This window comes from Blastococcus tunisiensis (assembly GCF_900112815.1).
Taxonomy (GTDB): Bacteria; Actinomycetota; Actinomycetes; order Mycobacteriales; family Geodermatophilaceae; genus Blastococcus_B; species Blastococcus_B tunisiensis.
Genome location: NZ_FOND01000002.1, coordinates 127,382 through 152,540, shown reverse-complemented (window position 1 = coordinate 152,540; position 25,159 = coordinate 127,382). Strand labels below are relative to the sequence as shown.

The following is a 25,159-nucleotide window of genomic DNA, read 5'->3' as shown; positions in this document are numbered from 1 at the left end:
GCCACGCTCACTCGGCGCCGAGCGCCACGCTCACTCGGCGCCGAGCGCCACGCTCACTCGGCGCCGAGCGCGTCGGCCATGCGGTGGTGCGGCACGGCCTCGGGCCCGCGGCTCTGCCGCTCCAGCGTCCGGGCCAGCGCCCGCCGGGCCCAGCCGTTGGCCGGGGCGAGGTGGACCAGCCGGGTCAGGGCGTCCTCGGACCGCGCCAGCTGAGCAGAGCCGAAGTAGGCCCGCGCGAGCAGTTCGAGAGCCGCCTCGTTGGTGGGCTCGGCGTCGACGACGCGCTGCAGGATGCGGGAGGCCGCTGCGGGCTGCCCCATCGCCAGCAGCAGGTCGGCCCGCAGGAACTCCGAATGCAGGTCGACGGGACGCGGGTCGGCGGGGTGCGGGTCGGCGGGGTGCAGGTCGAGCTCGTCGGGCTGGTACGTCACGTGCGGGACAACCACCGGGCGCACCGCGCGCTTCCCGGGTCGCATCCGGATCGGCGTCCCGGGGGGAAGACGGAGTATCACCCGCTCTGCCGAGGAGTTCCGATGCAGCTGCGCCACTCCGCCCGCTCCACCTCCGCCGACCGCCCGTCCCGCGATCCCTGGGTCTTCCGGGTCCAGCGGGTGGGGGCCCTCGCCGTCGCCGCGGTGATCGGCGTGTTCGGCCTGCTCGGTTTCGCCGGGGGCCTGGACTTCTTCTCCACCGACGGCTCCCCGATCCTCGGCATGTCCTCGAACGGCCTGCTGTCGACCGTCTCCGTCGTCACGGCGGTGGTGCTGGTCGTCGCCGCGCTGCGCAGCCCGCGGGTGGCCTCGACGGTGATGATGGTCGTCGGGACGCTGTTCCTGGTCTCCGCGCTGGCGAACCTCGCCGCGCTCCGGACGTCGTTCAACGTGCTGGCCTTCGAGATGGAGAACGTCGCCTTCTCCGTCGTCGCCGGGCTGCTCCTCCTGCTGCTGGGCGCCTACGGCCGGGTGAGCGGCAACCTGCCGGCCGACAGCCCGTACGCCCGCCCGGCCACCGACGACGCCGGCCCGCCCGAGTCCTTCCCGTCCACGCCGGCGGAGTTCGCGGCGGAGCGGGCGATGCGGGACGCCGAGGTCGCGGTCGTGAACCACGTCGCCACCGTGGACCAGCGCCGCCGCGTGGAGGCGATGGCGCGGGTGCACTCGCGGGGCGACCGGCGCCGGGTCTGGATGGAGTTCGACGCGCGCTCGTCCTGAACCGTTCAGTCCTGCTCGGGATCGGGCAGCCGCGCGCCGGCGGGGACCTCGCTGCCGGCCTCGACCTGCATCCGGCGCCCGACCAGCGTGATCTCGCCGTCCCCGCCGACGGCCGCGCGCTCCCCCACCTCGACGTGGTCGTCGAGGACGGCACGCACGACTCGAGCCCCCGCCCGCACGCGCACACCGGGGAGCAGCACCGAGTCCACGACCGTCGCGCCCTTCTCCACCACCACCCCCGGTGACAGCACGCTGCCCCGGACCTCCCCTCCGACGCGGGTCCCCCCGGAGATGAGGCTCTCCTCGGCCACCGCCCCCGGCAGGACGCGGGCGGCGCTGCGCCGGCCGCCGCGGGTGTGCAGCGGCCAGGCCGGGTCGTCCAGGTCGATCGGCGGCTCGGCGGACAGGAAGTCGCGGTGGGCCTGCCAGTACGCCGGCACCGTCCCGACGTCCCGCCAGTACCCCGGCAGCGGATGCGCCCGGGCCAGGCCGTCCCGCGTCTGCTCGGGCAGCAGGTGGGTGCCGAGGTCCTCCAGCTCGTCCTCCCCCAGCTCGTCGTCGAGCGCCTCGAGCCGGTCGAGCGTGGCGCCGGGGGTGAAGACGAAGACCTCGTTGGTGGCCGTGGTCGTGGCCGGCTCGTCCGGCTTGTAGGCGTAGCCGGTCACGCGTTCGCCGTCGACCTCGACGATCCCGTAGCGGGACGCGTCATCGGCGTCGACCTCGGTGGTGACCATCGTGACCTCGGCGCCGGACCCGAGGTGGGACTCCACGACCTCCCGGTAGTCGAGCTTGTAGACGGCGTCGGAGCTGACGACCACGAGGGCGTCGGCGTCGAACTCGCGGATCAGGTTCGCCTGGCGCCACAGCAGGTTGGCCGTGCCGCTCACCCAGCCACCGCGGTCGCTGCCCTGGAACGGCGGCAGCGTCAGCAGCCCCCCGGAGTTGCGGTCCAGGTCCCACGGCCGGCCGTTGGCGAGGTGGTGGGCCAGGGACGTCGGGTGGTACTGGACGGAGACCCAGACGTCGTCGATCGTCGAGTGCTGGCAGTTGCTGAGCGGGAAGTCGATCAGCCGGTACACCCCCGCGAAGGGGACGGCCGGCTTCGCGCGCTGCTCGGTGAGCAGTTCGAGGCGGCCGCCCGCGCCGCCGGCCAGCACGAGGACGAGGATGCGCGGGAGGGCCATGGCCGCCTGCGTACCCCGCGGCGGGCCCGCCACGCCCACCGCGACACGCGGAGGCGGGAATCGTCGGCCCGGCGGCCGGCTTGCTGCGTGTCGTGCCCGAATCCCGACGTCTGCCGCGGACCGCCGCCTTCTGGTCGGTCGCCGTCCTGCTCGTGCTCATGCTCGCCGCGTCCGGGGTGCCGTCCCCGCTGTACCGCGTCTACCAGGAGCAGTTCGGCTTCGGCTCCGGCGTGCTGACGGCGGTCTTCGGCATCTACGCCTTCGCGCTGCTCGCCTCGCTGCTGGTCGTGGGCGGCCTGTCCGACCACCTGGGGCGGCGTCCGGTGCTCGTCGCCGCGTTCCTGCTCGAGGCCGCCGCCATGGCGCTGTTCCTGTTCGCCGACGGCGTCGGCTGGCTGCTGGCCGCGCGGGTGGTCCAGGGCCTGGCGACCGGTGCGCTCACCAGCACGCTGGGGGCGTCGCTGCTGGACCTGCAGCACCCGGACCGGCCACTGGGGGCGTTCCTCAACAGCGCCTCCCCCGGGCTGGGGCTGTCCATCGGGGCGGTGGCCGCCGGTCTCCTGGTCCAGTTCGTCCCGTCGCCCACCGACTGGGTGTTCGGCGTCCTGACCGTCGTCTTCCTGCTCGCCGCCCTGGGCACCTACCTGCTGCCGGAGAGCTCGCCGCGGCTGCCCGGTGCGCTCGCGTCCCTGCGCCCCCAGGTCCACGTGCCGGCGGCGCACCGGCGCGCGTTCCTCGTCGCCCTGCCGCTCCTGGTCGCCTTCTGGGCGGTCGGCGGCCTCTACCTGTCGCTCGGCCCGTCGCTGCTCGCGGACGTCTTCGGCATCGACAACCACCTGGCCGGTGGCCTGCTGATCCTGGCGATGCAGGGCAACGGCGTCGTGGGGTCCCTCGCCCTGCGGACCTCGCCGCCCGAGCGGGCGATGCTGATCGGCGCCCTCACCTTCACGGCCGGCGTCGCGGCCACCCTGGTGGCCCTGTTCACCACCTCGGCGGTGCTGCTGTTCGTCGCGTCCGTGGCCAGCGGATTCGGCTTCGGGGCCGGGTTCCTCGGCGCGGTCGCCACCATCACCGCCGGCGTGGCGCCGGGATACCGGGCCGGTCTGCTGTCCAGCATCTTCGTCGTCGGCTACCTGGCGTTCAGCATCCCGGCGATCGTGGCCGGGACCGCCGTCCAGGGATTCGGGCTCACCCGGACGACCGAGGTCTACGGCGCCGTCGTCGTCCTCCTGGCGCTCCTGGCCGTGGCCGGCCTGCTGCGCGCCCGGCGGACCACCGGGTCGCTCGCCCCCGTCGAGCGACCCGGGTCCGTGGCTCAGCTCCCCGGGTAGGGGCCGGCCTTCAGCGCGCGGGCCAGGTGCGCGGCGTTCGCCGCAAGCGTGGCCGTGGTGGAGGCGACGGCCTCCGGCGTCTCGTCGAGGTCCTTGTAGTCACGGCCGCCCATGGCCTCGTCGTTCCAGTAGGTGCCGCCCTGCGACGGGATCGTGAAGCCGATGTCGTTGAGGCCCTGGAAGAGGTCGGCGGTGATCTTGTGCGCGCCGTCCTCGTTGCCGACGACGGCGGTGACCGCGACCTTGCCGGCGATCAGCGGCCGGCCCGAGTCGTCGGTCTCGGACAGCTCGCCGTCGAGACGCTCGAGCACCCGCTGCGCGACGCTGCTCATGTGCCCGACCCAGGTGGGCGTGGCGACGACGAGGATGTCGGCGGCCATCATCTGCTCCCGGATGGCCGGCCAGGCGTCGCCCTCCCCCATGTCGATCTCGACGCCGGGCTTGACGTCGTGGTCCACCACGCGCACCACGTCGCCCGTCCCGCCGTGCTTCGCGAGCTCGTCGAGGATCTGGCGGGCCAGCAGCTCACTGCTCGACGGTGCCGGCGAGGGCTTGAGGCTGCAGACGAGGGCGAGGGCGCGGAGCGGGGTCGATTCGGTCATGCACGGTCAGGTGCCCCGCGATCGACCGCGCTCACACATTCATCGGCGGACGGACTCGACGAACCCGGCCACCCGTCCGCGCAGCTCGGCCGCGCGCCCGGCGACGACCTCGGCCGGGTCCCGGTCCTGCAGCCACGGCGGGATCTCGGTCCGGACCCGCTGCGCGCAGCCCAGGTCGGCGCACATGTAGGTGCCGACGGTGTTGCCGTTCCGGCCGGCTGCACCGGTGCGCCGGGCGGTGAACAGCGAGACGGCGTCACCGGACTGCGCCGTCTGGCAGAGCAGGCACATCGCGGCCGTGCGGGCCGACATGCGGGTGTCCGCGGCGCGCACCGCGATGCCGACCGGCGCGATCGCGTCACCGGTACCGGTGTCGACGACGAGGTAGCCGCGCAGCGGCGCCTTCGGGTCGCGCCAGCCGAGCAGCTCCAGCGCGGCCCAGTCGAGGTCGGCGAAGTCCTTCGGCAGCGTCAGCCCCTTGGCCTCGCCCTGCGAGCAGTTGACGAACGAGCGGCGGACCTGCTGCTCGGTGAGGGCGTGCACGATCGATCTCCTTGCCGGTGGGGTGCGCCCATGATCGGCGACGACGGCCGGCGCGTCATCGGAGTTTCGCCGCGGTCAGGCCGGCAGGTCGCCGTTCGGCCCCGCGGCCTCGGCCAGCAGCCGCTCGCGGTGCTCCTCGGGCAGCAGGTCGACGTACACCGTCCCGTTCAGGTGGTCGACCTCGTGCTGGAGGCACCGCGCGGCCATGCCGGTCGCCTCGATCGACAGCGGGTCGCCCTTGACGTCCACGCCGTCCACCCGGGCCCGGAAGGCGCGCGGGAGGTCGGCGTACGGGCCGGGCACCGAGAGGCACCCCTCCTCGGTGATCTCCTCGGCCGGCTCGTCCCCGACGGGCGCCAGGATGGTCAGCGTCGGGTTGACCGCGTAGCCGACGACGTCCTCCCCCTCGGCGTCGGGGCAGTCGATGACGAAGACGCGCGCGTCGACGCCGATCTGGTTGGCCGCCAGCCCGACGCCGTCGGCCGCCTCCATGCTGGCGAACATGTCCAGCAGCAGGTGGCGGAGGTCGCGGTCGAACGCGGTCACCGGGGCGCACGACCGGTGCAGGACCGGGTTGCTGCCGTAGGTGACGATCGGCCGGGCGACGCCGTCGTAACGGCCGGGCAGGCGCATGGGCACCGATCCTAGGGACGCGGCAGCCCGGCGGAGGTGCGGCCTCCGCCCGGGACCGGCCGCCGCCCGGCTCCGGACGACGTCCGCAGGGTGGTGCGGCCGTCCCGCGCGGCGCGGACGGCGGCGGCGATCCGGGCCGTCGCCGGGCGCCGGGCGGTGCGTCGGGGCTCGATCACCCCGCGGGCCGCCGGGAGGACGGGGAACCCCGCCGGGTCCACCGCGGCATGGCTGGCCGGGGGCGCACCCGGCCCCCGGCCACCGCGGAGGGTCACCACGAGGGTGGCCACCGAGAGGTAGCCGAGACCGAGGAGCACGAGGACGACTGCGAGAACACCACCTGAGGTCATGGCACCACGGTGGCACCGTTCCTCCTTGCCGAAAGTGGTCCATTCCGGCATGGTGGCCTGATGCCAGTGGTCGAGAACCAGTCCACAGCCCGGGAGCTGGCGCGGCTGATCGGGCCGGCTGCCGGCCTGCCCGCACCCCGCTACGCCGGGCTGGCGCGGCGCATCCGCGACCTGGTGACCTCCGGCTCGCTGCCGTCGGGCCACCGGCTCCCCGCCGAGCGGGAGCTCGCCGCCGCGCTCGACCTGAGCCGGGTGACGGTGGCGTCGGCCTACCGGGTCCTCCGGGAGGAGGGGTTCGCCAGCACGCGGCACGGGTCCGGCACGGTCGCCGAGCTGCCCCAGGCCGGCCCGCTGTGGGGCCCGCCGAGCAGCGCTCCCGGGGTGCTGGACCTGGCGCACGCGGCACCGGAGGCGGCTCCCGGACTGTCGGCGGCCTACGCCGACGCCCTCGCCGCGCTGCCGGCACACCTGTCCGGGCACGGCTACGCGCCGAACGGGCTGCCGCAGCTGCGGGCCGCCGTCGCCGACCGGTTCACCGCCCGCGGCCTGCCGACGGAGCCCGACCAGGTGGTGATCACCGCCGGGGTCGGCGACGCCACCGCCACGGTCCTGGAGACGCTGCTGCAGCCGGGCGACCGCGTGCTGGTGGAGCACCCGACCTATCCCAGCATCCTCGGCATGGTGGCCGCCGCCGGCGGCCGCTGCACGCCGGTGCCGGTCGACCCGTCCGATCCCGACGCACTCGTCCGCGCGGCACACCTGGCCACCCGGCAGAGCAGCCCCCGGCTGGCGTTCGTGATCCCCGACTTCTCCAACCCGACCGGCGTCCGGCTCTCGGCGTCCGGGCGCCGCCGCCTCGCGGCGACCCTGTGGCAGCAGGGGGTGCTCTCCGTCGTCGACGAGGTGGCCGCCGAGCTGTACCTGGACGGCGAGGCGCTGGCCCCGTTCGCCGCCGGCCTGCCCGACGCCGCGACGATCACCGTCGGCGGGCTGTCGAAGGCGGTCTGGGGCGGGCTCCGGGTCGGCTGGCTGCGCACCGATGCGGCCCTGGCCGCCCAGCTCGGCGCCACCCTGCTCCGCCGCCAGCTGTCGGTGGGCCTGCTCGACCAGCTCGCCGCGACGGCGCTGCTCGGCCGGCTCGACCAGGTGCTCGAGCACCGGCGGGGCCAGCTGCGCGAGCGCCGGGACGCGCTGCTCGACGCCATCGGGTCCCGGCTGCCGGAGTGGGAGGTGCACCGCCCCGCCGGTGGGCTGTCCCTGTGGTGCCGCCTGCCGCCCGGTGTCGGCTCGGCCGCGCTGGTCGCGGGGGCGGCTCCGTCGGGGCTGCTGCTCGCGGAGGGCCGCGCCTTCGGCACGGGGCACTCCTTCGACGACCACCTTCGGCTGCCGTTCACCCGGCCCGTCGCCGACCTGCACCGGGCGGTCGAGGTGCTCGCCCGGGTGCAGTCCGAAGTCCGCTCGGGCGCATGGGGCGGCTCCCCGGCGCGGCCGAGAACCGTCGTCTGATCGCGACCGGCCGCGGCGACATGCGCCATCGGTCGCGCTGCGGGCACGAAGGGTGACGGCGCGACGGGGGCGGGGAGTTCCGACCTCGACAGTTCCGTACCCGCCGGTCCTCCGTCTCGTGCGGGGTGTCGCCACTCGTCGTACGGTCCTCGGAGCGGAGCGGCCGACCCTTCCGGGGGCGGGGGAACCACGAAGTCGAAGGACGGCTCGTGGGCCACCGGGAGCAACGGCCGCCTCTGACTAGGGGGAAAGTCATGGCGTCACCGGCGATGTCCCGTCCACGGGTACCCGCCCGACCGGCGCGGGGCGTCCGGACGGAGCCCGCCGCGGATCCCGTCCCGCACCCGGGGATCGCGCCGACGGTCGGCGACCCACCGGTCGAGCGCGTCGCCGGCCGCTACCGGTACGACCTGCGCAGCGGCGGGTGGTGGTGGTCGCCGGAGATGTTCACCCTGTTCGGCCTGCCCTGCAGCGACCGGCCGCCGGGCACGGAGGAGTACCTGCGGTACCAGCACGCGGAGGACCGCATCCGCGTGCTCGAGGCCCTCACGCGGGCCGGCGCCGACGGGCGGGCCTTCGCGCTGGAGACCCGGGTCATCCGCGCCGACGGGTGCGAGCGCGCCGTCGTCCTCGTCGGCGAGCCCCAGCGGGACCGGACCGGCGAGGTGACCGGCGTCGAGGGCATCTGCGTCGACCTCACCGACGGCCGCCCCTGCGACGGCGCGAACGCCACCGACCGGACCCGCGCGCTGGAGGCGGAGGTCGAGCAGATGCGGGCGGCGATGGCCAGCCGGGCCGCGATCGAGCAGGCCAAGGGCATCCTGATGCTGCTGACCAACTGCGGGGACCAGGTCGCCTTCGACCTGCTGGCACACATCTCCAGCCACACCCACCGCAAGGTGCGCGACATCGCGGAGGTCATCACCCGCTCCGCGGCCGGGCAGATCCGCCTCCCCGACGACGTGCGGGCGATCATCCGGGACGCCTGCCCCCCGAGCCAGCCACTGCGCTGACCCGGGGCTGGGTGCCCGCTCCTCCGGTCCCTTCGGGACAATGCCGGAGCCACGTGCCGACATCCGTCGACGGCGTGCACCCGACGGCCCGAGGAGGCGAGCGCGGCGTGGTCTACCTCATCTCGCGGCTGATCCTGCGACCCCTGTTCCTGCTCGTGTTCCGGCCGCGCGTGGTCGGCCGGCGCAACGTGCCGGCCACCGGTCCCTTCATCATCGCCAGCAACCACCTGTCGTTCATCGACAGCATGGCGATCCCGCTCATGGCGCCCCGGCGGGTCGGCTACCTGGCCAAGGCCGAGTACTTCACCGGGACCGGCCTCCAGGGCTGGTTCATCAAGACCTGGTTCACCGCCCTCGGGGCCCTGCCGGTCGAGCGGGACACCCACCGGGCCGCACAGGCGGCGCTCGACACGGCGATGACCGTCCTGGACGCCGGTGGCGGCTTCGGCATCTACCCGGAAGGCACCCGGTCGCGCGACGGCCGGCTGGCGAGGGGGAAGACCGGCGTGGCCTGGCTGGCACTGACCGCCGACTGCCCCGTCGTCCCGGTGGGGATCACCGGCACCGACCGCATCCAGCCGGTCGGCGCCGGCTGGCCGCGGCCGCACCGCTTCACCGTCGTCTTCGGCGAGCCGCTGACCTTCCCCGAGCACCGCGGCCGGGCCGGCAGCAACCGGGCCCGCCGCGAGGTGACCGACACGATCATGGAGCGGATCGCCGAGCTCTCCGGCCAGGAGAAGGCCGGCTGGTGAGCATCACCCGCCGGTGAGCCGCGCCCGGACGTCGTCCGGCCAGGGCGCCGACCGCCCGTCGACCGTGCACACGTAGGTCGTCCGGACGACGCAGCACTCCCGCTCCCCCACCCGGATCGCGAACCGGACGGTGGCGCTGGTCCGGCCGAGCCGCTCCAGGTCGGCGTCCACGTCGACGGTGTCGCCCCACCGCGCCGACGACCGCCACTCCAGCGCGCTGGCGACCACGACGTACTCGACGCCCCGCGCGTCCAGCTCCGCCCAGGGCACCCCGAGCTCCGCCCACCAGGTGTTCACGGCCTCGTCGGCCCACACCAGGTAGTGGGCGTTGAACACGATGCCCTGCTGGTCGCACTCGACGAACCGGACGGGGGCGCTCCAGACCTGTGGCACGGGGCGTCACGGTAGCGACGTGCCCCGCGGGCTACCGTGCCCGCGTGGATCCCGTGCGCGAACCCGCCCGCTCCGACACCGACGTCCTGTCCGGGTACCGGACCCCGGGCGGTCTGGTGCTGGACAAGGTGATCGGCCACCTCGACGCGCACTGCCGCCAGTTCATCGAGCACTCTCCCTTCGCGACGCTGGCGACCGCCGACGCCGAGGGCTGGCCGGACGTCTCGCCGCGCGGCGGCGACCCGGGCTTCGTGCACGTGCTCGACGAGCAGCGCCTGGCCCTGCCGGACCGGCCCGGCAACAACCGGGTCGACGGGCTGCGCAACCTGGCCGCCAACCCGCGCGCCGCGCTGCTGTTCTTCGTGCCCGGGGTCGAGCAGACGCTGCGGGTGTTCGGCACGACGGCGATCGTGGGGCCGGACGACCTGGGGGTCGACCTCACCGAGTTCGGCCGGGCACCGCTGTCGGTGCTGGTGCTCACCGTCCGGCGGGCCTACTTCCAGTGCCCGAAGTCGGTCATGCGCTCCGGCCTGTGGGACCCGGCCCGGCGCCTCGAGCCGGGGGTGCTGACCCCGTTCGGCCGGGTGCTCAAGGACCACTGCGCGCTCGAGACCGACCTGCCCGACGACGCGACGATCCGGGCGGACCTCGCGCAGGAGCTCTAGAAGGACCCCCGTCCTCCCCACCCTTTCGCCCGCTCAGGGCGGACCCCTGGACGGGGCCGTTCCAGCACGTCACGCTTCGGCCATGGCGTTCGACTTCCAGGTGACGATCGACTGCGCCGCGCCGCACGAGCTGGCCGACTGGTGGGCCGAGGCGCTCGGCTGGCAGGTGGAGCCGCAGGACGAGTCCTTCATCCGGGAGATGGTCCGCACCGGCGCCGCGTCGGAGGCGGACACCACCCGGCACCGCGGCGCACTGGTCTGGCGGGCCGGCGCCGCGATCACCTCGCCCGACCCGCACCGGCCGCGGGTGCTCTTCCAGCGGAGCGAGGAACCCCGGCAGGGCAAGAACCGGGTGCACCTGGACGTGCGGGTGGGCCCGGAACGGCAGGACGCCGAGGTCGCCCGGCTGCTGGGGCTGGGCGCGACCGAGCTCTGGCGTGCCTCGCAGGGGCCGTACGCCTGGGTCACGATGGCCGACCCGGAAGGGAACGAGTTCTGCGTGGCCTGAGGTCCGTCCCCGAGCGTGCGAGGGCGAATGGCCTCGTCCAGAGGCTCGCGGTGAGCCTGCGAACCGTGAGGGGGACGAGGCCCTTCCGGGCGTCCGTCGTCAGCGGGCGCGCAGGTCCCGGAGCAGCTTGCGGTCGGCGACGGCGCGCTCGGCCAGGGTGCGTGCCCGCGGGCGACGGCGGCCGCTGCCGAGCACCCGCGCGTCCTCGACGAGCTGGAGGGCGGCGAGCACGCTGGCCTGGACCTCCGGGGCGCGGGGCACCGCCGGGCGCGCGGGTTCGGACGTCGTCACTGGGCCCCCGTCTCCCGGGGCGCTACTGCGTACCCCGTCCGGGCAGGGTGCCCCGCGCCGGGCGGATCCAACCCTGTCCGTGAGCAGATGGTGCCGATGTGTCACACGAGACACCAGCGCACGGATCATCGACGCACGTACCGTGCCGGCATGGCGCACCAGGGAAGCATCCGCCGGCTGGTCGGCCGGGTCACCGGCCTCGTCCGCGGCGCGGTCCGGCCCGGGCGGCCCGGCGCGGGACGGTCGTCCCGGGTCACGCCCGACGGGCTGGACCTGGCGTACCGGCCGCACGCGGACGGCCGGCCCGACCCGGGCGAGATCGTCTGGACGTGGGTGCCCTATGACGAGGGCGACGGTCGCGGGAAGGACCGGCCCGTCCTCGTCATCGGCCGGCGGGGTGCGGACCTGCTGGGTCTGATGCTCAGCAGCAAGGACCACGACCGGGACGCCGCCGACGAGGCCCGCCACGGTCGGATCTGGACCGACATCGGTGCCGGGTCCTGGGACTCGCGGGGGCGGCCGAGCGAGGTCCGCCTCGACCGGCTGCTCGAGCTCGACCCGGAGGCCGTCCGCCGCGAGGGCGCCGCCCTCGACGAGGCGCGGTTCGACCGGGTCGTCGCCGAGGCCCGCAGGGTGCAGGGCTGGTAGCCCCTCAGTCCGGGACGGAGTCCTCGCGCGAGGATCTCCGGGCCGGCGGGCGCAGGTTGTAGACGCCGCCGCCCTCCACCAGGGGCTCCAGGTCGTAGCGGTGGACGACCTTCGGGCCGTCGTGCAGGTGGACGTGCGTCACCGTCGGCAGCGGCTCGCCGTGCCGCGCCGCGCGGATCTCCACCCGGCCGTCGAGCGGCCCGCCGACGAAGAGGAGCACGGCGTCGTCGTCCGTGCCCGTCCCGGCCTCCGCGCGCCCGGCTGCTGCGTCCTCGGACAGTTCTGCCTCCCTGTGGTCCACCGGTCCGCCAGGGTAGGCGCGCCGGGGCCCTCCGGTCAGCCCTCGGCCGGCCCGCGCAGCCACCGGGCCACCAGCGGAGCGCTCAGCAGCATGACGAACAGCCGCAGCACCTGGACGGCCAGCACGAACGTGACGTCGGCGCCGATGTCGCTCGCCGTGGCCAGCACGGCGTAGAGCCCGCCCGGGGTGGTGGCGAGGTAGCCGTCCAGGGCGCTGACGCCGGTCGTGGCCGACAGCACCGCGCCCAGGCCGGCCGAGGCCGCCACGAGGGCGAGGATGACGCCGAGCGCCAGGGGCAGCGCGCGGCCGATGGTCCGCAGGCTCTCGCGGGTGAAGCTGACGCCGACCTGGAGCCCGATCACGAGGAAGGCGGCGCTGCCGAGCAGGCCGGGCACCTCCGCCCCACCGCCCAGGCCGGTGAGGTCGACGACGGCGGCGGCCACGAGCGGGCCCAGCAGCGACGCCACCGGCAGCCGCACCAGCCGGCCGACGACCAGCCCACCCACTGCGCAGCCGACCGTGAACAGCACCCCGGCCGGCCAGCCGGGGACGTCGTCCGCCACCGCCGCGGCCGCCCCGCTCTGCGCGCCGAAGCCGACGGTGGCGACCACGGGCATGAGGACGACGATCAGCAGCACCCGCAGGTACTGCAGCACGGCCACCATGCGCGCGTCGGCCCCGAGGTCGCGGGCCATCGCGACGATCCCGGAGGCACCGCCGGCGATCATGGCGAAGGCGCCGGTGACCGGGCTGATCCCGCGCTGGAGGCGGAGCACCAGCCCCGCGCCCAGGCTCAGGGCGAGCGTCCCGACGGTCACCAGCAGGACGGGCAGCCAGTTGGCCCCGACGGCCCGCAGGGTCTCCAGGTCGACCAGCGAGCCCATCGCGACCCCGATCGTCGCCTGCCCGGCGCTCGCGGCCGCCCGCGGGACGGTGGCCCGCCCGCGGAACCCGAGCGCACGGACCAGCCCGGCGAGCAGTCCGCCGAAGAGCGCGGGCGAGGGCAGCCCCAGGGCGGCGAACCCGACGCTCGCCACGACCGCTGCGGCCACGACCGCGGCGAGGTCGAGCAGCTCCCGGCCCCGGTCCCCCACGGGCGACACTCTGCCCGGTCAGCCCCCGGTGATCCGCCGCAGCTCCGCCACGTGCGCGTCGAAGGCCGACCGCCCCGCCGCCGTGAGCGACAGGCTGGTGCGCACCCGGGAGGCGCGGGTGGACTTGCGGACCGTCACGTACCCCGCCTCCTCCAGCTGCTTGACGTGCTTGGAGAGCACCGAGTCGCTGACGCCGATCTGCTCGCGCACGACGGCGAAGTCCATCGTGTCGACGACGGCGAGCAGGCCGCACACCTGCAGCCGGGGCGGCGCGTGCACGACCGGGTCGAACCGCGGCCGGACGGCGGTCACAGCTCGCCGCGCAGCTCGGCGACGTAGATCCGCGTCCACCACCGGCTCACGAACACCACGGCGACGGCACAGCCGGCCGACGCGCCGACCACGAGCCACGGCAGGCCGACGGCCAGGTCGAGCAGGGCGGCGCCGCCCCAGGTCACGCAGCACCAGAACCACACGGTCATCGCCCGCTGGGTCGGCCCCGGCCGCAGCCCGCTGACCCACATGCCGGTGAGCCGCCGGTAGACCAGCGTCAGACCCCACAGGCCGACGGCGAACAGCACCCCCGCGCCGCCGATGAGCCACCAGTCGTGCGTGGCGTAGCTGCCCAGGAAGAGGAACACCAGGAGACCGAGCAGCACGTCGTACCACCAGGGCTGGACGACGCGCTCGGCGAGCGCCGCCCGGTCGGCCCGCAGCGCGGTGAGCTCCGCCGCGGCTGCCGCCGTGTCCATCGACCCACCGTCGCTTTCCATGTCGGAAAGCATGGCCGGCGACTTTCCGATCCGTCAAGTCGTGCACACGGCCGTTACACGGTCGTGCTCTCATGCCTCCCGGAGTGCCGCGGCGCACCTCCCCCGCGTCGGCCCCCGCAGGCGCTGGGATCCTGTCCGGAGAACCCGCTGCCGAGGAGATCCGCTGAACACCGACCCGAACCCCTTCGCCGGCACCCTGCTGGGCGACACGATCGACGCCGTCGTCCCCCGCGACGCCGCCGCCGAGCAGGCGGCCCGCGAGCGCCTGGACCGGATGACCAAGCCACCGGGCTCCCTCGGCGTGCTCGAGGACGTCGCCACGCAGCTGGCCGGCATCGCCGGCAGCTGCCCGGCTCCCCTTCCGGTTCCCGCGGTGGTCGCCGTCTTCGCCGCGGACCACGGGGTGCACGCCCAGGGCGTGACGCCGTGGCCGCAGGAGGTCACCGCGCAGATGGTCGCGAACTTCCTGGCCGGCGGCGCCGTCGTCAACGCCTTCGCCGCCGAGCTCGGTGCCGAGGTGGTGGTCGTCGACGTCGGGGTGGCCGCGCCGCTGGACCCCGCCGACGGCCTGCTGGACCGCAGGATCCGCCCGGGCACCGCCGACCTGGCCGAGGGCCCGGCCATGACCCTCGACGAGGCCCGGCGGGCGGTGGAGGCCGGCATCGAGGTCGCCACCCGGCTGGCCACCGCGTCGCCGTGCCTGATCACCGGCGACATGGGCATCGCCAACACCACGGCGTCGGCCGCACTGGTGTGCGCCTTCACCGGCGCCGCCCCGGCCGCGGCGACCGGCCGCGGCACCGGCGTCGACGACCCGACCCTGGCGCGCAAGGTGGCGGTGGTCGGGCGGGCGGTCTCCCGGATCCCGTCCCGCCCGGCCACGCCGGCCGCGGCCCTCGCCGCGCTCGCCGAGGTGGGCGGGCTCGAGCACGCGGCGCTGGCCGGGTTCGTGCTCGGCGCCGCGGCCGCCCGCGTGCCGGTGCTGCTGGACGGCGCGATCGCCGGCTCCGCGGCCCTCGTCGCCGCCGGGCTGTGCCCTCCCGCGATCCAGTACGCGCTGGCCGGGCACACGTCGGTCGAGCCGGGGCACGCTCTCGCGCTGGAGTCGCTGGGCCTGCGCCCGCTGCTCGGCCTCGACCTCCGGCTCGGCGAGGGCACTGGCGCCCTGCTCGCGCTCCCGCTCGTGGCGAGCGCGGCCCGGGCGCTGCGCGACGTGGCCACCTTCGACTCCGCCGGGGTCACCGAGAAGTGAGCGAGCTCGCGAGCTCACCCATGGGCAGAGCAGCGCCGGTCACGTTCGCGGCGAGCGCCGGCGAGGAGCGAGTGTGAGCGCCACTCCCGTCGACCCGGCGAGCGGGGTGGTCTACCCGGTCGGACTCCGGCTGCACGACCGCCGCGTCGTCGTGGTCGGCGGGGGGCAGGTGGCGCACCGGCGGGTCGCCGGCCTGCTCGCGGCGCGGGCCCGGGTCACGGTGGTGTCGCCGGAGGTCACCCCGGCCCTGGAGGCACTCGTCGAGCCCGGCTCGCTGAGGTGGGTGCGGCGCGGGTACGAGCCCGGGGACCTCCACGGCGCCTGGTACGCCGTGGCCGCCACCGACGACCCCGCGGTCAACGCCGCCGTCGCCGAGGAGGCCGAGCGGGCCCGCATCTTCTGCGCCCGGGCCGACGACCGGTCGGCGTCGAGCGTCTGGACGCCGGCGGTCGCCCGGCACGGGGAACTGGTCGTCGGCGTGCACGGCGGGGGCGACCCGCAGCGGGCGATCGGCGTGCGGGACGCCGTCGTGGCCGGTCTCACCGACGGCAGCATCGCCGACCGCGCCGCCCGCACCCCGACGGTGGCCCGGGGCGGGAGCGTCGTCCTCGTCGGCGGCGGACCGGGTGATCCGGGGCTGATCACCGTGCGCGGCCGGCAGGCGGTCGCGCAGGCCGACGTCGTCGTCGCCGACCACCTGGCGCCGCTGACCCTGCTGGAGACCCTGCCGCCGTCCGTGGAGGTCGTGGACGCCTCGAAGCTGCCGCGCGGCCGGTCGATGGCCCAGGAGCAGATCAACGCGCTGCTGGTGGAGCGGGCGCTCGCCGGCAAGCGGGTGGTCCGGCTCAAGGGCGGCGACCCGTTCGTGTTCGGCCGCGGCATGGAGGAGGTCGAGGCCTGCCTTGCGGCCGGCGTCCCGGTGGAGGTGGTCCCCGGCGTCACGAGCGCCATCGCCGTCCCGGGGCTGGCCGGCATCCCGGTCACCCACCGCGGGCTCACCCACGAGTTCGTCGTCGTCTCCGGGCACCTGCCGCCCGGGCATCCGCAGTCGCTGGTCGACTGGGCCGCGATCGCCCGGCTGCGCGGCACCGTCGTCGTCCTCATGGGCGTGGACACGGCCCCCGCGATCGCCGCGGCGCTGGTGGAGCACGGGCGGGCGCCGGACACCCCGGTGGCCGTGGTCAGCGACGGCTCCACGCCCGCGCAGCGCACCGTCCGGACGACGCTCGCCCACCTCCCCCGGGCCGTCGTCGAGGAGGGCGTCCGGCCACCCGCCGTGTGGGTGGTCGGGGGCGTGGTGGAGCTGGGCGGCCCGCACGACACCTCCCCACCGCACGGCACCTCCCCACCGCACGGCACCTCCCCACCGCACGGCACCTCCCCACCGCACGGCACCTCCCCACGGCACGGCACCGAGGACGCAGATCCGGACTGAGCCGCACCGAAAGCACTAGTGCTGTCGATGTAGCAGTCCTACTATCACCGGCCATGAGCCCCCCGTTCGAGCCGGTCGTCCGGGTCGCCGGCCTGCAGATGACCTACGGCAGCCACGACGTCCTCACCGGCGTCGACTTCGAGGTGCACCCGGGCGAGGTGGTCTGCCTGCTGGGCCCCAACGGGGCCGGCAAGACCACGACCATCGAGATCCTGGAGGGCTTCCGGGTGCGCTCCGGAGGCGACGTCCGGGTCCTCGGCGAGGATCCCGCGCAGGCGGGCGACGCCTGGCGGGCCCGGGTGGGGGTCGTCCTGCAGTCGTGGCGCGACCACGCCCGCTGGACCCCACGCCGGCTGCTGGAGCAGCTCGGCGGCTACTTCGCCCCCTACTCGACGGCGACGCACCCGCGGCCCTACGAGCTGGAGTGGCTGCTGGACACCGTCGGGCTCACCGAGAACGCGGACCGGAAGATCGGCACGCTCTCGGGGGGCCAGCGGCGACGGCTGGACGTCGCGATGGGCATCATCGGGCGTCCCGAGCTGCTGTTCCTCGACGAGCCCACCGCCGGCTTCGACCCGCAGGCCCGCCGCGACTTCCACGACCTGGTGCACCGGCTGTCGGACCTGGAGGGCACCAGCATCCTGCTCACCACCCACGACCTCGCCGAGGCCGAGCGGCTGGCCGACCGGATCCTCATCCTCGCGGCCGGCCGGATCGTCGCCGACGGCAGCGCCGACGAGCTCACCCGCCAGGTGGCCGGCACCGCCGAGGTGCGCTGGTCGCGCGGCGGGGAGCGCTTCGTGCACGCGACCGAGGACGCCACTCCCTTCGTCCGCCGGCTGTTCGAGCAGCACGGCGAGGAGATCACCGACCTCGAGGTCCGCCGCGCCAGCCTCGAGGACACCTACATCGCCATGGTCCAGCGGTTCGAGTCCGGCGACCGGACCGCACCCGCCCTCGCGGAGGTCTCCCGATGAACCCCACCCGGCACGCGATCGGGCTCGGGCTGCGCCGGGGCTGGACCGAGTTCCTGCTGAGCCTGCGCAGCACGCAGGACCAAGGCTTCTACCTGTTCATGGGCGTCGCCACGCTGGCCTACCTGTGGGCCAACCGGGACAGCGAGATCGAGGGCACCGACCTGCTGCTGCCCACCTTCGCGCTGCCGAGCATCCTCGGGGCCCTGCTGGCCTTCGGCGTGGTGATCGGCCCGGCGTACGCGCTCGCCATGGAGCGCGAGGACGGCACGCTGCTGCGGCACAAGGCCCTGCCGCACGGGATGCAGGGCTACGTCACCGGGCAGCTGCTCTACCACTCGCTCGGCCTGCTGCCGCTGCTGCTGGTCATCCTGGTGCCGAGCTTCCTGCTCTTCGACGACGTGATGAGCAACGGCCTCGCCGGCTGGGCCACCGTCGCCTGGGTCGCCGTCCTGGGACTGCTCGCCACCCTGCCGCTCGGCATGATCCTGGGCTCCGTCGTCCCGAGCGTCCAGAAGGTGGGGACCTGGGGGATGCTGCCGGTCATCGTGCTCACCTTCATCTCGGGGATCTTCGTCCCCATCCAGGCCATGTGGGGCTGGGTGCAGGTGGTGGCCCAGATCTTCCCCACCTACTGGATCGGTCTCGGCATGCGCTCGGCGTTCCTGCCGGACGCCGCCGCCACCATCGAGATCGGCGACTCCTGGCGCACCGGCATGACCGTGCTCGTCCTGGGCGCGTGGGCGCTGTTCGGGCTGCTGGTCACGCCCCGGGTCCTGCGCCGGATGGCCCGCCGGACGTCCGGCTCCCAGGTGCTCGAGGCCAAGGAGGCGGCCCTGCAGTGGGTCAAGTGAACGCCGACCGCGGCGGCGACGCCGTCCACAACCGGATCGCGCTGCTGCGGGCCGAGCAGGGGGTGTCCCGGAGGGAGCTGTCGGACGCACTGGGCGTCCACTACCAGACCGTCGGCTACCTGGAGCGCGGCGAGTACAACCCGAGCCTGCACCTGGCCCTGCGGATCGCGGAGTTCTTCGGCCTGCCCGTGGAGACGATCTTCTCGACCAGGCCCTTCCCCCGGATCAGCGACCTTCGCCCGGTGGACGACGGGTCGCCGTCGGACCGGACCGCCTGACCGTGCTCGCTCGGGTGGTCGGCAACCAGCTCGGGCTGGCCCGGGCGCTGTGGTGGAGCCTGCGCGGCCGGACCGACGTCGGACCGGACGACGTCCCCCTGCGGTACAACGGCCTCGATCGCGCGCTGATCGTGACGATCACCGTGGTCGGCGTGCTCGAGACCGTGGTCGTGCACGTGCTGGTCAGCTGGCCTCCGCTGCGCTGGCCACTGCTCGTGCTCAGCGTCTACGGGCTGCTGAGCCTGCTCGCCTGGGACCAGACCACGCTCCGGCACCCGCACCTGCTGCGCCCCGGCGAGCTGGTCCTGCGGCTGGCGCACACCCGCACGGTCCGCGTTCCGCTCGGCCACCTCACGTCCGTGCGCAGGCAAGTGCGCAACGAGCACCGGAAGACCCTCGAGGTCGACGACGGGGGTCTGGCGCTGTCGTTCATGGGCGGGACGACGGTCGAGCTCCGGTTCTCCCCACCGGCCGAGGTGCACGCCGACGGCCGCGCGCACCTGGTCGACCGGGTGTCCTTCGCCGCCCACGACCCGGCCGGAGCCGTGGCGCTGCTCCGAGCCCGCGAGGCCAGCCCGGAGCGGTGAGCGCCCGGCGCCCACCCCGCCGGAGCCTCCGTCCGAGCCGGAGCCGTAGCCCCTTGGGCCGAGCGGGGGCCCGATCCCGACACCGTTCCCGCGGGAAGGTGGGGCATCCGGACGTTCCCGCGGGAACGCGAGACGCCCGGACGTTCCCGCGGGAACGCGAGACGCCCGGACGTTTCCGCGGGAACGCCTGAGCCCCGGATCCTGTCGGTGGTCAGCACTATCCTTCGAACACGCATTCGAAGGAGGCCTCGTGTCCACTGCGCGGAACGACCACCCCTCCCGCACGCCGCTGCCCGAGCTGGCAGCAGCGATCACGGCCGGTGCGGTACGCATCGCCGCAGCCACCGCTGCCTGGCTCCGGCTCGTCGCCGAGTTCGACGAACGCGACGGCTGGCACGGGTACGGCATCGCCTCCTGCGCCCACTGGCTCTCCTGGCAGTGCGGCCTCTCCCCCGGCGCGGCTCGCGAGCACGTGCGCGTCGCCCGGGCGCTGGGCGGACTGCCGCTGATCGAGGCTGCCTTCGCAGCGGGGCACCTCTCCTTCTCCAAGGTCCGTGCCCTCACCCGGATCGCCGAGCCGGACACCGAGGCATCCCTGCTCGAGCTCGCCCTCGAGCTCACCGCCTCCCAGGTCGAACGCACGGTGCGGCAGTGGCGCCGCGCGGACGACCAGAACGCCGGCAAGCCGCCACCCGAGGAGCGGGCATCGTTCGACCACTGGTGGGACGAGACCGGGATGCTGACCGTGCAGATCCGCATGGCCACGGAGCCGGGTGCCGCCTTCATGGCGGCCATCGACTCGATCGCGGAGCGCACGGCGCGTCGGGAACGCGCCCGCGCCACTCGGGAACGCGCACAGGCCACCCCGGGCCGGCCCGCCACCGCACCCCGCGACGAAGTGGTCGACCCGCCGGTGGGGCGCCTCCCCGCCCGCCGGCTCGCGGCGGTGTCCGCGCTGGCCGAGGCAGCGGCAGGCGCCGACCGCCGCCCCGGTGATCCGCCACGCCGAGAGGTGGTCGTGCACGTCGACGCGGCGGTCCTCGCCGACGATGCCGCCGCCGGGCGGGCCTACGTGGAGGGCGGACCGGCGCTGACGCCGGCGGTGGCCCGGCGGATGCTCTGCGAGGCCACTGTCGTCGCGATGCTCGAGAACGGGCGGGAACCACTCGGCGTGGGAAGGCGCAGGCGTCGGGCCACCCGTGCCCAGCGGATGGCCCTGCTGCGCCGCGAGGGCGGCTGCATCCGTCCTGGTTGCCCGGAAACGCGGATCGAGCGGCTGCACGCGCACCACCTCGGCACTGGCTGTTCGGTGGCCGGACCGACATGACGAACCTCGTCCTCCTCTGCGACCGCGACCACGGGCTCGTCCACGAGCACGACCTGGTCATGAGCCGCACGGGTGGCCGCCTGGTCGTCACGGCCCCGGACGGCCGGCGGGTCTGGGGCGCCGCCGACGCGGCATTCGTCGGAGGCCTGGGGGATGTCGGGGATCCCGCGCCGGCCGATCGGCCCCACTTCGCCGGCGTCCACCCCATCGACACCGGGGCCGGACGCCGGCCCGATGCGCCCCCCACGGCGCCCGCCAACCCGCTCTCGTCCGAGCCGTCGCGCTCGCACGGCCGCCGACGGGCCGCCACCCGGCGATCCGCCCGCGGGCCGGGTTCACGTCCGCGTCCGGCCACTCCGGACCCCGCCGCCGGACGACCTGCGGCCCTCGGACACTCGACCCCGTCCGGCCTCCGGCGCCGGTACCGCTCGCAGCCCGGCTCGATCCGGTGCTCCCGGCGCACCGATCTCACGGCATCCGCCCGCGCCGCGGCGATCAGCACGACCCTGTTCCCGGACGGCGAACCGGACCTCCCGGATGCCATGCGCGCCAACGGGGAGCGGATGGACGTCCGCTACGTCGTCGGGGTCCTCATGGGCAACCGAGACCTCGCCCGCCGACTCGCGGCCGAAGCTGCCGGCGTTCCCGCGGGAACGCCGTGACGGACGGTCAGATGTTGGCCCCGTCGGGCGGCGGCCCCTCGGGCAGCGGGGCGGCGAATCCGGCCCCCGCCACCGCCGGAGCCTCCATGCCCACCGTGTACGCGGTCATCGAGAGCGAGCCGTACGCGTAGCCGTCCACCAGCACCTCCGCCGGCGCACCGGTCGCGCCCGCGACCCCGGCGACGTACAGCAGCGGGAGGAAGTGCTCCGGGGTCGGGACGGCGAGGTCGTAGTCGCGGTGCCCGTCGAGCCGGCCGACCCCGGTCGGGTCGGTCAGCATCATCTGCTTGGCCTCCTGGTCGAAGCGCTGCGCCCAGTCGAACCCGGCGTCGGGCAGGGCGCGGCTCACCCCGCCGAGGTTGTGCACCACGTTGCCGCTGCCGATCACCAGCACGCCGTCCTCCCGCAGCGGGGCGAGCGCCGCGCCCAGCTGCAGGTGGTAGTCGAACGGCTTGAGCGCGTTGATCGAGAGCTGGACGACGGGGATGTCGGCGTCCGGGAAGGCGTGCGTCAGCACCGACCACGCGCCGTGGTCGATCCCCCAGCTGTCCAGGTCGGCACCCACCCAGGTCGGGTGCACGACGTCGGCGATCTCCTCGTACAGCTGCGGCAGCCCCGGTGGGCGGTAGTCGACCTCGAACAGCTCGCGGGGGAAGCCGAAGAAGTCGTGGATGGTGCGCGGGCGCGGCATGGCCGTGACGGCGGTCGCCTGCACGTACCAGTGGGCGGAGATCACCAGGATGGCCCGCGGGCGCGGGACCGCCGCACCGAACGCGCGCCAGGCCTCGGTGTACCGGTTCTTCTCGATCGCGTTCATCGGGTTGCCGTGACCGAAGAACGCGGCGGGCATGACGGGCATGCTGCTCTCCCCCTGTCGCCGTCGACCCTGCCGATCATCGCTTCCCCGGCGCCGGCGTGCGAGGCCCCGGCGTACGAGCCCCGGCGTACGAGCCCCGGCGTCCCAGCCCGGTGTCCCAGCCCCGGAGCGCCGTGCCGCGGTCACCCCGCCCCGCCGCTCACCCGGCCGGCCGCGCCACGCGTTCCAGCAGCAGCCGCCGCTCGGCCGGCGGACGGCGCGGGCAGGAGGTGCAGGCCGGCATCCCGGGCGTGCGGTCCAGCAGGCAGCAGGATGCCCGCCGCACGAACCGCCGGCCCGCGACGTCCTCGAAACGCGGCGCCGGCAGCGGCGCACCGATGCCGGCGGCGAGCGGGGCCGCCAGTGCGGTGGCCGCGCCCGGGTCCCCCGTCGCCAGCCCGAGCTGCAGCAGCCGGTCGGCCAGCGAGTCGGTGGCGATCGCCCACAACGGCCGCGCGCGCATGCGGCCGGCCTCGGCGACAGCGGCCGTCACGGCCCCGAGCGAGTCCCGCAGGTCCGCGGCGACGTCCCCCGACCCTGCGCCGGCCGCCTCGGCCGCGACCGGCCGGACTCCCGGCAGCACCGCCACCGACAGGTCGGGCAGCCGCGCCGAGAGGGGGATGCCGGTGACCAGCCCGGCCAGCGGCGGGGTGAGCAGTGCCCACGAGGCCGAGTACCACCACAGCGTGGCCAGCACCCGGAGGTCCGCCGACCGCTGCACCCGGGCCCGTCGCGCGAGGACCTCCGCCGTCCACGCCGGGTCCGCCAGGTGGACCGCCGGCACGTCGGCGGCCCCCGCGGGCGCGAGCAGCCCGAGCGCGTGCGCCCCCCGCACCCGGGCCGCGACGGCGGCCTGCGCTCTCGATCGGGGCATGCCGCATTCTCGCCCCGACGGCGCGCTGACCAGGGACGCACCCCCGCCGCCTACCCGCCGGTAGGGGAAGACGGAAACCGCTCCGAACCCATACGGTGTGGTCCGAGCCACGTCCCGTCGCCGATGCCGGGCGACACCGACACCCGGAGGTAGCGCATGAGCGAGACGAGCCAGGCGACCGAGAGCCGGGAGTTCCCGCCGCCCGACCAGCTCGCCGCCCGCGCCAACGTCGGCCCCGACGTCTACGACGAGGCCGCCGCCGACCGGCTGGCCTTCTGGGCGACGCAGGCCCGCCGGCTCACCTGGACCCGGGAGTGGGACGAGGTCCTCGACTGGAGCAACCCGCCCTTCGCCAAGTGGTTCGTCGGCGGCACGCTCAACGTCGCCTACAACTGCGTCGACCGGCACGTCGAGGACGGGCACGGGGACCAGGTCGCCTACCACTGGGAGGGCGAGCCGGGCGACACCCGGACGCTGACCTACGCCCAGCTCAAGGACGAGGTCTGCAAGACCGCCAACGCCCTCACCGAGCTCGGCGTCACCGCCGGCGACCGCGTCGCCATCTACCTGCCGATGATCCCGGAGGCGGTGATCTCGATGCTGGCCTGCGCCCGCATCGGCGCCGTCCACATGGTGGTCTTCGGCGGCTTCTCCGCCGACGCCCTCGCCAGCCGCCTCGACGACGCCGGCGCCGTCCTGGTGATCACCGCCGACGGCGGGTACCGCCGCGGGGCCCCCAGTGCGCTCAAGCCGGCCGTCGACGACGCCGTGGGCCGCAGCCCCGGCGTCCGCAACGTCCTCGTCGTCAAGCGGACCGAGCAGGACGTCGAGTGGGCCGAGGGGCGCGACCTCTGGTGGGACGACGTCGTCGGGCGCCAGTCCACCGAGCACGCCTACGAGTCCTTCGACGCCGAGCACCCGCTGTACATCATGTACACGTCGGGCACCACGGCGAAGCCGAAGGGCATCCTGCACACCAGCGGCGGCTACCTGACCCAGGTCGCCTACACGCACTGGGCCACCTTCGACCTCAAGCCCGACGACGACGTCTTCTGGACCGCGGCCGACGTCGGCTGGGTGACCGGCCACAGCTACATCGTCTACGGCCCGCTGGCCAACCGCGCCACCTCGGTGATGTACGAGGGGACGCCGGAGACGCCGCACCGCGGGCGCTGGTTCGAGCTGGTCCAGAAGTACGGCGTGACCATCCTCTACACCGCACCGACAGTGATCCGGACGTTCATGAAGTGGGGCGAGGACATCCCCGCCGGGTTCGACCTGTCGAGCCTGCGCCTGCTCGGATCGGTCGGCGAGCCGATCAACCCCGAGGCCTGGCTCTGGTACCACGAGCACATCGGCGGCGGGCGCTGCCCGATCATGGACACCTGGTGGCAGACCGAGACCGGCGCGCACATGCTCACCCCCCTGCCCGGGGTCACCAGCCTCGTGCCCGGCTCCGCCCAGCACCCCTTCCCGGGCATCTCGGCCAAGGTGGTCGACGACGAGGGCAACGAGCTGGCCGACGACTCCACCGGGCTGCTGGTGCTGACCGAGCCGTGGCCGGCGATGCTGCGCACGATCTGGGGCGACGACGACCGCTACGTCGACACCTACTGGTCGCGGTTCGGGAAGAACGTGTACTTCGCCGGGGACGGCGCCAAGAAGGACGCCGACGGCAACATCTGGCTGCTCGGCCGCGTCGACGACGTCATGAACGTGTCCGGGCACCGGATCTCGACCACCGAGGTGGAGTCGAGCCTGGTCGGGCACCCGGCGGTCGCCGAGGCGGCGGTCGTGGGGGCCAGCGACCCGACCACCGGGCAGGGCATCGTCGCGTTCGTCATCCTCCGCGGGAACGTCGAGGACTCCGGGGACGAACTGGTGCAGACGCTGCGCACGCACGTCGGCAAGGACATCGGCCCGATCGCCAAGCCGCGCCAGATCATGGTCGTGCAGGAGCTGCCGAAGACGCGCTCCGGCAAGATCATGCGTCGGCTGCTGCGGGACATCGCGGAGGACCGGGAGCTCGGCGACGTCACCACGCTCACCGACTCGTCCGTGATGAACATGATCAAGGACAAGCTGCCGGCCGCTCCCTCGGACGACTGAGAAACACCCCTCGCCCCTCGCACGCTCGGCGCGGGCCCCTGAAGGGTGGCCGGTCCATCGCCTCACCGGGCTCCCGGCGGCCTCCTTCGGGGGGCGGCCGGGGGCCGGGGCGCGCGCTCCGGGCCGTCGTGCGGCACGATTCCTCTGACCCGCCGA

General features: G+C 74.8%; 31 protein-coding genes. 17 read left to right on the top strand and 14 right to left on the bottom strand.

From position 1 onward, the window contains the following. Positions 1 to 53: 53 nt before the first annotated feature. Positions 54 to 431 carry a tetratricopeptide repeat protein gene (locus tag BM142_RS24805; protein ID WP_254790500.1) on the bottom strand — a complete coding sequence of 126 codons (378 nt, stop codon included), beginning with the start codon at positions 429 to 431 and terminating at the stop codon, positions 54 to 56. A gap of 102 nt (positions 432 to 533) precedes the next feature. Between BM142_RS24805 and BM142_RS03200 the strand changes: the two genes are divergently transcribed. Beyond that, on the top strand, positions 534 to 1,211 hold the full coding sequence (locus BM142_RS03200; RefSeq protein ID WP_092195338.1) for a DUF4383 domain-containing protein: 678 nt from the start codon (positions 534 to 536) through the stop codon (positions 1,209 to 1,211). A 5-nt stretch (positions 1,212 to 1,216) separates the two neighbouring features. Here the strand turns inward: BM142_RS03200 and BM142_RS03195 are convergent, their stop codons facing one another. Next, positions 1,217 to 2,395: a glucose-1-phosphate adenylyltransferase family protein gene (locus BM142_RS03195; RefSeq protein ID WP_092195548.1), complete on the bottom strand. Its 1,179-nt coding sequence runs from the start codon at positions 2,393 to 2,395 to the stop codon at positions 1,217 to 1,219. A 92-nt stretch (positions 2,396 to 2,487) separates the two neighbouring features. On the opposite strand from BM142_RS03195, the gene BM142_RS03190 reads away from it, so the two are divergent. Continuing rightward, a complete protein-coding gene (locus BM142_RS03190) occupies positions 2,488 to 3,726 on the top strand; it encodes an MFS transporter (protein WP_092195547.1) in 1,239 nt (412 codons plus the stop codon). On the opposite strand, the gene BM142_RS03185 is transcribed toward BM142_RS03190, so the two are convergent. The 4 genes from BM142_RS03185 to BM142_RS03170 all read right to left on the bottom strand — a co-directional run bounded on the left by BM142_RS03185 (position 3,711) and on the right by BM142_RS03170 (position 5,851). After that, complete coding sequence (locus BM142_RS03185) at positions 3,711 to 4,328, bottom strand: flavodoxin family protein (RefSeq protein ID WP_092195337.1); 618 nt, start codon at positions 4,326 to 4,328, stop codon at positions 3,711 to 3,713. The two genes, BM142_RS03190 and BM142_RS03185, sit on opposite strands and share 16 nt — an antisense overlap. Before the next feature lie 39 nt (positions 4,329 to 4,367). Next, positions 4,368 to 4,871 (bottom strand): FBP domain-containing protein, encoded by a 504-nt coding sequence (locus tag BM142_RS03180; protein WP_092195336.1) that lies wholly within the window; start codon positions 4,869 to 4,871, stop codon positions 4,368 to 4,370. A gap of 75 nt (positions 4,872 to 4,946) precedes the next feature. Beyond that, positions 4,947 to 5,504, bottom strand: a complete 558-nt coding sequence (gene def, locus BM142_RS03175) for a peptide deformylase (RefSeq protein WP_092195335.1) — start codon at positions 5,502 to 5,504, stop codon at positions 4,947 to 4,949. An 11-nt stretch (positions 5,505 to 5,515) separates the two neighbouring features. Next, the gene (locus BM142_RS03170) at positions 5,516 to 5,851 is read right to left on the bottom strand and encodes a hypothetical protein (protein ID WP_139228748.1); all 336 of its coding nucleotides are present in this window, start codon (positions 5,849 to 5,851) and stop codon (positions 5,516 to 5,518) included. A gap of 60 nt (positions 5,852 to 5,911) precedes the next feature. Between BM142_RS03170 and yczR the strand changes: the two genes are divergently transcribed. The 3 genes from yczR to BM142_RS03155 all read left to right on the top strand — a co-directional run bounded on the left by yczR (position 5,912) and on the right by BM142_RS03155 (position 9,122). Beyond that, positions 5,912 to 7,357 carry a MocR-like transcription factor YczR gene (yczR, locus tag BM142_RS03165; RefSeq protein ID WP_092195333.1) on the top strand — a complete coding sequence of 482 codons (1,446 nt, stop codon included), beginning with the start codon at positions 5,912 to 5,914 and terminating at the stop codon, positions 7,355 to 7,357. 269 nt (positions 7,358 to 7,626) lie between these two features. Further along, complete coding sequence (locus BM142_RS03160; protein WP_175527072.1) at positions 7,627 to 8,370, top strand: PAS and ANTAR domain-containing protein; 744 nt, start codon at positions 7,627 to 7,629, stop codon at positions 8,368 to 8,370. Positions 8,371 to 8,423: 53 nt separating this feature from the next. Continuing rightward, positions 8,424 to 9,122: a lysophospholipid acyltransferase family protein gene (locus BM142_RS03155; protein ID WP_254790499.1), complete on the top strand. Its 699-nt coding sequence runs from the start codon at positions 8,424 to 8,426 to the stop codon at positions 9,120 to 9,122. Between the two features lie 3 nt (positions 9,123 to 9,125). On the opposite strand, the gene BM142_RS03150 is transcribed toward BM142_RS03155, so the two are convergent. Beyond that, positions 9,126 to 9,515 carry an acyl-CoA thioesterase gene (locus tag BM142_RS03150; RefSeq protein WP_092195330.1) on the bottom strand — a complete coding sequence of 130 codons (390 nt, stop codon included), beginning with the start codon at positions 9,513 to 9,515 and terminating at the stop codon, positions 9,126 to 9,128. Positions 9,516 to 9,559: 44 nt separating this feature from the next. Here BM142_RS03150 and BM142_RS03145 point away from each other — a divergent pair, with 44 nt between their 5' ends. Continuing rightward, complete coding sequence (locus BM142_RS03145) at positions 9,560 to 10,180, top strand: MSMEG_1061 family FMN-dependent PPOX-type flavoprotein (RefSeq protein ID WP_254790498.1); 621 nt, start codon at positions 9,560 to 9,562, stop codon at positions 10,178 to 10,180. An 82-nt stretch (positions 10,181 to 10,262) separates the two neighbouring features. Then, a complete protein-coding gene (locus BM142_RS03140; RefSeq protein WP_092195329.1) occupies positions 10,263 to 10,688 on the top strand; it encodes a VOC family protein in 426 nt (141 codons plus the stop codon). A 99-nt stretch (positions 10,689 to 10,787) separates the two neighbouring features. On the opposite strand, the gene BM142_RS03135 is transcribed toward BM142_RS03140, so the two are convergent. Beyond that, positions 10,788 to 10,979 carry a hypothetical protein gene (locus tag BM142_RS03135; RefSeq protein ID WP_092195328.1) on the bottom strand — a complete coding sequence of 64 codons (192 nt, stop codon included), beginning with the start codon at positions 10,977 to 10,979 and terminating at the stop codon, positions 10,788 to 10,790. Between the two features lie 150 nt (positions 10,980 to 11,129). Between BM142_RS03135 and BM142_RS03130 the strand changes: the two genes are divergently transcribed. Next, positions 11,130 to 11,627, top strand: a complete 498-nt coding sequence (locus BM142_RS03130; RefSeq protein WP_092195327.1) for a type II toxin-antitoxin system PemK/MazF family toxin — start codon at positions 11,130 to 11,132, stop codon at positions 11,625 to 11,627. 4 nt (positions 11,628 to 11,631) lie between these two features. Here BM142_RS03130 and BM142_RS03125 read toward each other — a convergent pair whose 3' ends face one another. The 4 genes from BM142_RS03125 to BM142_RS03110 are packed head-to-tail and all read right to left on the bottom strand — an operon-like array spanning position 11,632 to position 13,795. Beyond that, positions 11,632 to 11,928, bottom strand: a complete 297-nt coding sequence (locus tag BM142_RS03125) for a hypothetical protein (RefSeq protein ID WP_254790497.1) — start codon at positions 11,926 to 11,928, stop codon at positions 11,632 to 11,634. 35 nt (positions 11,929 to 11,963) lie between these two features. After that, on the bottom strand, positions 11,964 to 13,022 hold the full coding sequence (locus BM142_RS03120; RefSeq protein ID WP_092195326.1) for an AbrB family transcriptional regulator: 1,059 nt from the start codon (positions 13,020 to 13,022) through the stop codon (positions 11,964 to 11,966). Positions 13,023 to 13,040: 18 nt separating this feature from the next. Then, positions 13,041 to 13,334: a transcriptional regulator gene (locus BM142_RS03115; protein ID WP_092195325.1), complete on the bottom strand. Its 294-nt coding sequence runs from the start codon at positions 13,332 to 13,334 to the stop codon at positions 13,041 to 13,043. Next, positions 13,331 to 13,795 (bottom strand): hypothetical protein, encoded by a 465-nt coding sequence (locus tag BM142_RS03110; RefSeq protein WP_217640543.1) that lies wholly within the window; start codon positions 13,793 to 13,795, stop codon positions 13,331 to 13,333. The genes BM142_RS03115 and BM142_RS03110 overlap by 4 nt, the downstream gene beginning before the upstream one ends. Positions 13,796 to 13,958: 163 nt before the next feature. Between BM142_RS03110 and cobT the strand changes: the two genes are divergently transcribed. The 8 genes from cobT to BM142_RS25025 all read left to right on the top strand — a co-directional run bounded on the left by cobT (position 13,959) and on the right by BM142_RS25025 (position 21,164). Continuing rightward, positions 13,959 to 15,047 carry a nicotinate-nucleotide--dimethylbenzimidazole phosphoribosyltransferase gene (cobT, locus tag BM142_RS03105; protein WP_254790531.1) on the top strand — a complete coding sequence of 363 codons (1,089 nt, stop codon included), beginning with the start codon at positions 13,959 to 13,961 and terminating at the stop codon, positions 15,045 to 15,047. Between the two features lie 73 nt (positions 15,048 to 15,120). Next, positions 15,121 to 16,482, top strand: coding sequence for a uroporphyrinogen-III C-methyltransferase (gene cobA, locus BM142_RS03100; protein ID WP_092195323.1), 1,362 nt, complete (start codon positions 15,121 to 15,123; stop codon positions 16,480 to 16,482). 53 nt (positions 16,483 to 16,535) lie between these two features. Further along, positions 16,536 to 17,459 (top strand): ABC transporter ATP-binding protein, encoded by a 924-nt coding sequence (locus BM142_RS03095; RefSeq protein ID WP_092195322.1) that lies wholly within the window; start codon positions 16,536 to 16,538, stop codon positions 17,457 to 17,459. Next, on the top strand, positions 17,456 to 18,310 hold the full coding sequence (locus tag BM142_RS03090) for an ABC transporter permease (RefSeq protein ID WP_092195321.1): 855 nt from the start codon (positions 17,456 to 17,458) through the stop codon (positions 18,308 to 18,310). The genes BM142_RS03095 and BM142_RS03090 overlap by 4 nt, the downstream gene beginning before the upstream one ends. Then, positions 18,307 to 18,588 (top strand): helix-turn-helix transcriptional regulator, encoded by a 282-nt coding sequence (locus BM142_RS03085; protein WP_092195320.1) that lies wholly within the window; start codon positions 18,307 to 18,309, stop codon positions 18,586 to 18,588. The genes BM142_RS03090 and BM142_RS03085 overlap by 4 nt, the downstream gene beginning before the upstream one ends. Before the next feature lie 2 nt (positions 18,589 to 18,590). Continuing rightward, positions 18,591 to 19,175, top strand: coding sequence for a hypothetical protein (locus BM142_RS03080; RefSeq protein ID WP_092195319.1), 585 nt, complete (start codon positions 18,591 to 18,593; stop codon positions 19,173 to 19,175). Positions 19,176 to 19,425: 250 nt separating this feature from the next. Continuing rightward, a complete protein-coding gene (locus tag BM142_RS25030; RefSeq protein WP_254790496.1) occupies positions 19,426 to 20,502 on the top strand; it encodes a DUF222 domain-containing protein in 1,077 nt (358 codons plus the stop codon). Next, complete coding sequence (locus BM142_RS25025) at positions 20,499 to 21,164, top strand: hypothetical protein (RefSeq protein ID WP_254790495.1); 666 nt, start codon at positions 20,499 to 20,501, stop codon at positions 21,162 to 21,164. The genes BM142_RS25030 and BM142_RS25025 overlap by 4 nt, the downstream gene beginning before the upstream one ends. Positions 21,165 to 21,171: 7 nt before the next feature. Here the strand turns inward: BM142_RS25025 and ygiD are convergent, their stop codons facing one another. Both ygiD and BM142_RS24075 read right to left on the bottom strand, forming a co-directional pair. After that, positions 21,172 to 22,023, bottom strand: a complete 852-nt coding sequence (gene ygiD / locus BM142_RS03070) for a 4,5-DOPA-extradiol-dioxygenase (protein ID WP_217640542.1) — start codon at positions 22,021 to 22,023, stop codon at positions 21,172 to 21,174. Between the two features lie 157 nt (positions 22,024 to 22,180). Continuing rightward, the gene (locus BM142_RS24075; protein ID WP_139228747.1) at positions 22,181 to 22,894 is read right to left on the bottom strand and encodes a (2Fe-2S)-binding protein; all 714 of its coding nucleotides are present in this window, start codon (positions 22,892 to 22,894) and stop codon (positions 22,181 to 22,183) included. A gap of 156 nt (positions 22,895 to 23,050) precedes the next feature. Between BM142_RS24075 and acs the strand changes: the two genes are divergently transcribed. Next, the gene (gene acs / locus BM142_RS03055) at positions 23,051 to 25,003 is read left to right on the top strand and encodes an acetate--CoA ligase (protein WP_092195316.1); all 1,953 of its coding nucleotides are present in this window, start codon (positions 23,051 to 23,053) and stop codon (positions 25,001 to 25,003) included. Positions 25,004 to 25,159: the final 156 nt, after the last annotated feature.

What these genes read in the sequence shown, in the direction of transcription:
- BM142_RS25025 (WP_254790495.1), top strand. Translation starts at nt 20,499, where the DNA reads ATGACGAACCTCGTCCTCCTCTGCGACCGCGACCACGGGCTCGTCCAC.
- acs (WP_092195316.1), top strand. Translation starts at nt 23,051, where the DNA reads ATGAGCGAGACGAGCCAGGCGACCGAGAGCCGGGAGTTCCCGCCGCCC.
- BM142_RS03160 (WP_175527072.1), top strand. Translation starts at nt 7,627, where the DNA reads ATGTCCCGTCCACGGGTACCCGCCCGACCGGCGCGGGGCGTCCGGACG.
- BM142_RS03090 (WP_092195321.1), top strand. Translation starts at nt 17,456, where the DNA reads ATGAACCCCACCCGGCACGCGATCGGGCTCGGGCTGCGCCGGGGCTGG.
- BM142_RS03110 (WP_217640543.1), bottom strand. Translation starts at nt 13,795, where the DNA reads ATGGAAAGCGACGGTGGGTCGATGGACACGGCGGCAGCCGCGGCGGAG.
- BM142_RS03200 (WP_092195338.1), top strand. Translation starts at nt 534, where the DNA reads ATGCAGCTGCGCCACTCCGCCCGCTCCACCTCCGCCGACCGCCCGTCC.
- BM142_RS24075 (WP_139228747.1), bottom strand. Translation starts at nt 22,894, where the DNA reads ATGCCCCGATCGAGAGCGCAGGCCGCCGTCGCGGCCCGGGTGCGGGGG.
- BM142_RS03170 (WP_139228748.1), bottom strand. Translation starts at nt 5,851, where the DNA reads ATGACCTCAGGTGGTGTTCTCGCAGTCGTCCTCGTGCTCCTCGGTCTC.
- ygiD (WP_217640542.1), bottom strand. Translation starts at nt 22,023, where the DNA reads ATGCCCGTCATGCCCGCCGCGTTCTTCGGTCACGGCAACCCGATGAAC.
- BM142_RS03195 (WP_092195548.1), bottom strand. Translation starts at nt 2,395, where the DNA reads ATGGCCCTCCCGCGCATCCTCGTCCTCGTGCTGGCCGGCGGCGCGGGC.
- BM142_RS03095 (WP_092195322.1), top strand. Translation starts at nt 16,536, where the DNA reads ATGAGCCCCCCGTTCGAGCCGGTCGTCCGGGTCGCCGGCCTGCAGATG.
- BM142_RS03130 (WP_092195327.1), top strand. Translation starts at nt 11,130, where the DNA reads ATGGCGCACCAGGGAAGCATCCGCCGGCTGGTCGGCCGGGTCACCGGC.
- def (WP_092195335.1), bottom strand. Translation starts at nt 5,504, where the DNA reads ATGCGCCTGCCCGGCCGTTACGACGGCGTCGCCCGGCCGATCGTCACC.
- BM142_RS03185 (WP_092195337.1), bottom strand. Translation starts at nt 4,328, where the DNA reads ATGACCGAATCGACCCCGCTCCGCGCCCTCGCCCTCGTCTGCAGCCTC.
- yczR (WP_092195333.1), top strand. Translation starts at nt 5,912, where the DNA reads ATGCCAGTGGTCGAGAACCAGTCCACAGCCCGGGAGCTGGCGCGGCTG.
- BM142_RS03140 (WP_092195329.1), top strand. Translation starts at nt 10,263, where the DNA reads ATGGCGTTCGACTTCCAGGTGACGATCGACTGCGCCGCGCCGCACGAG.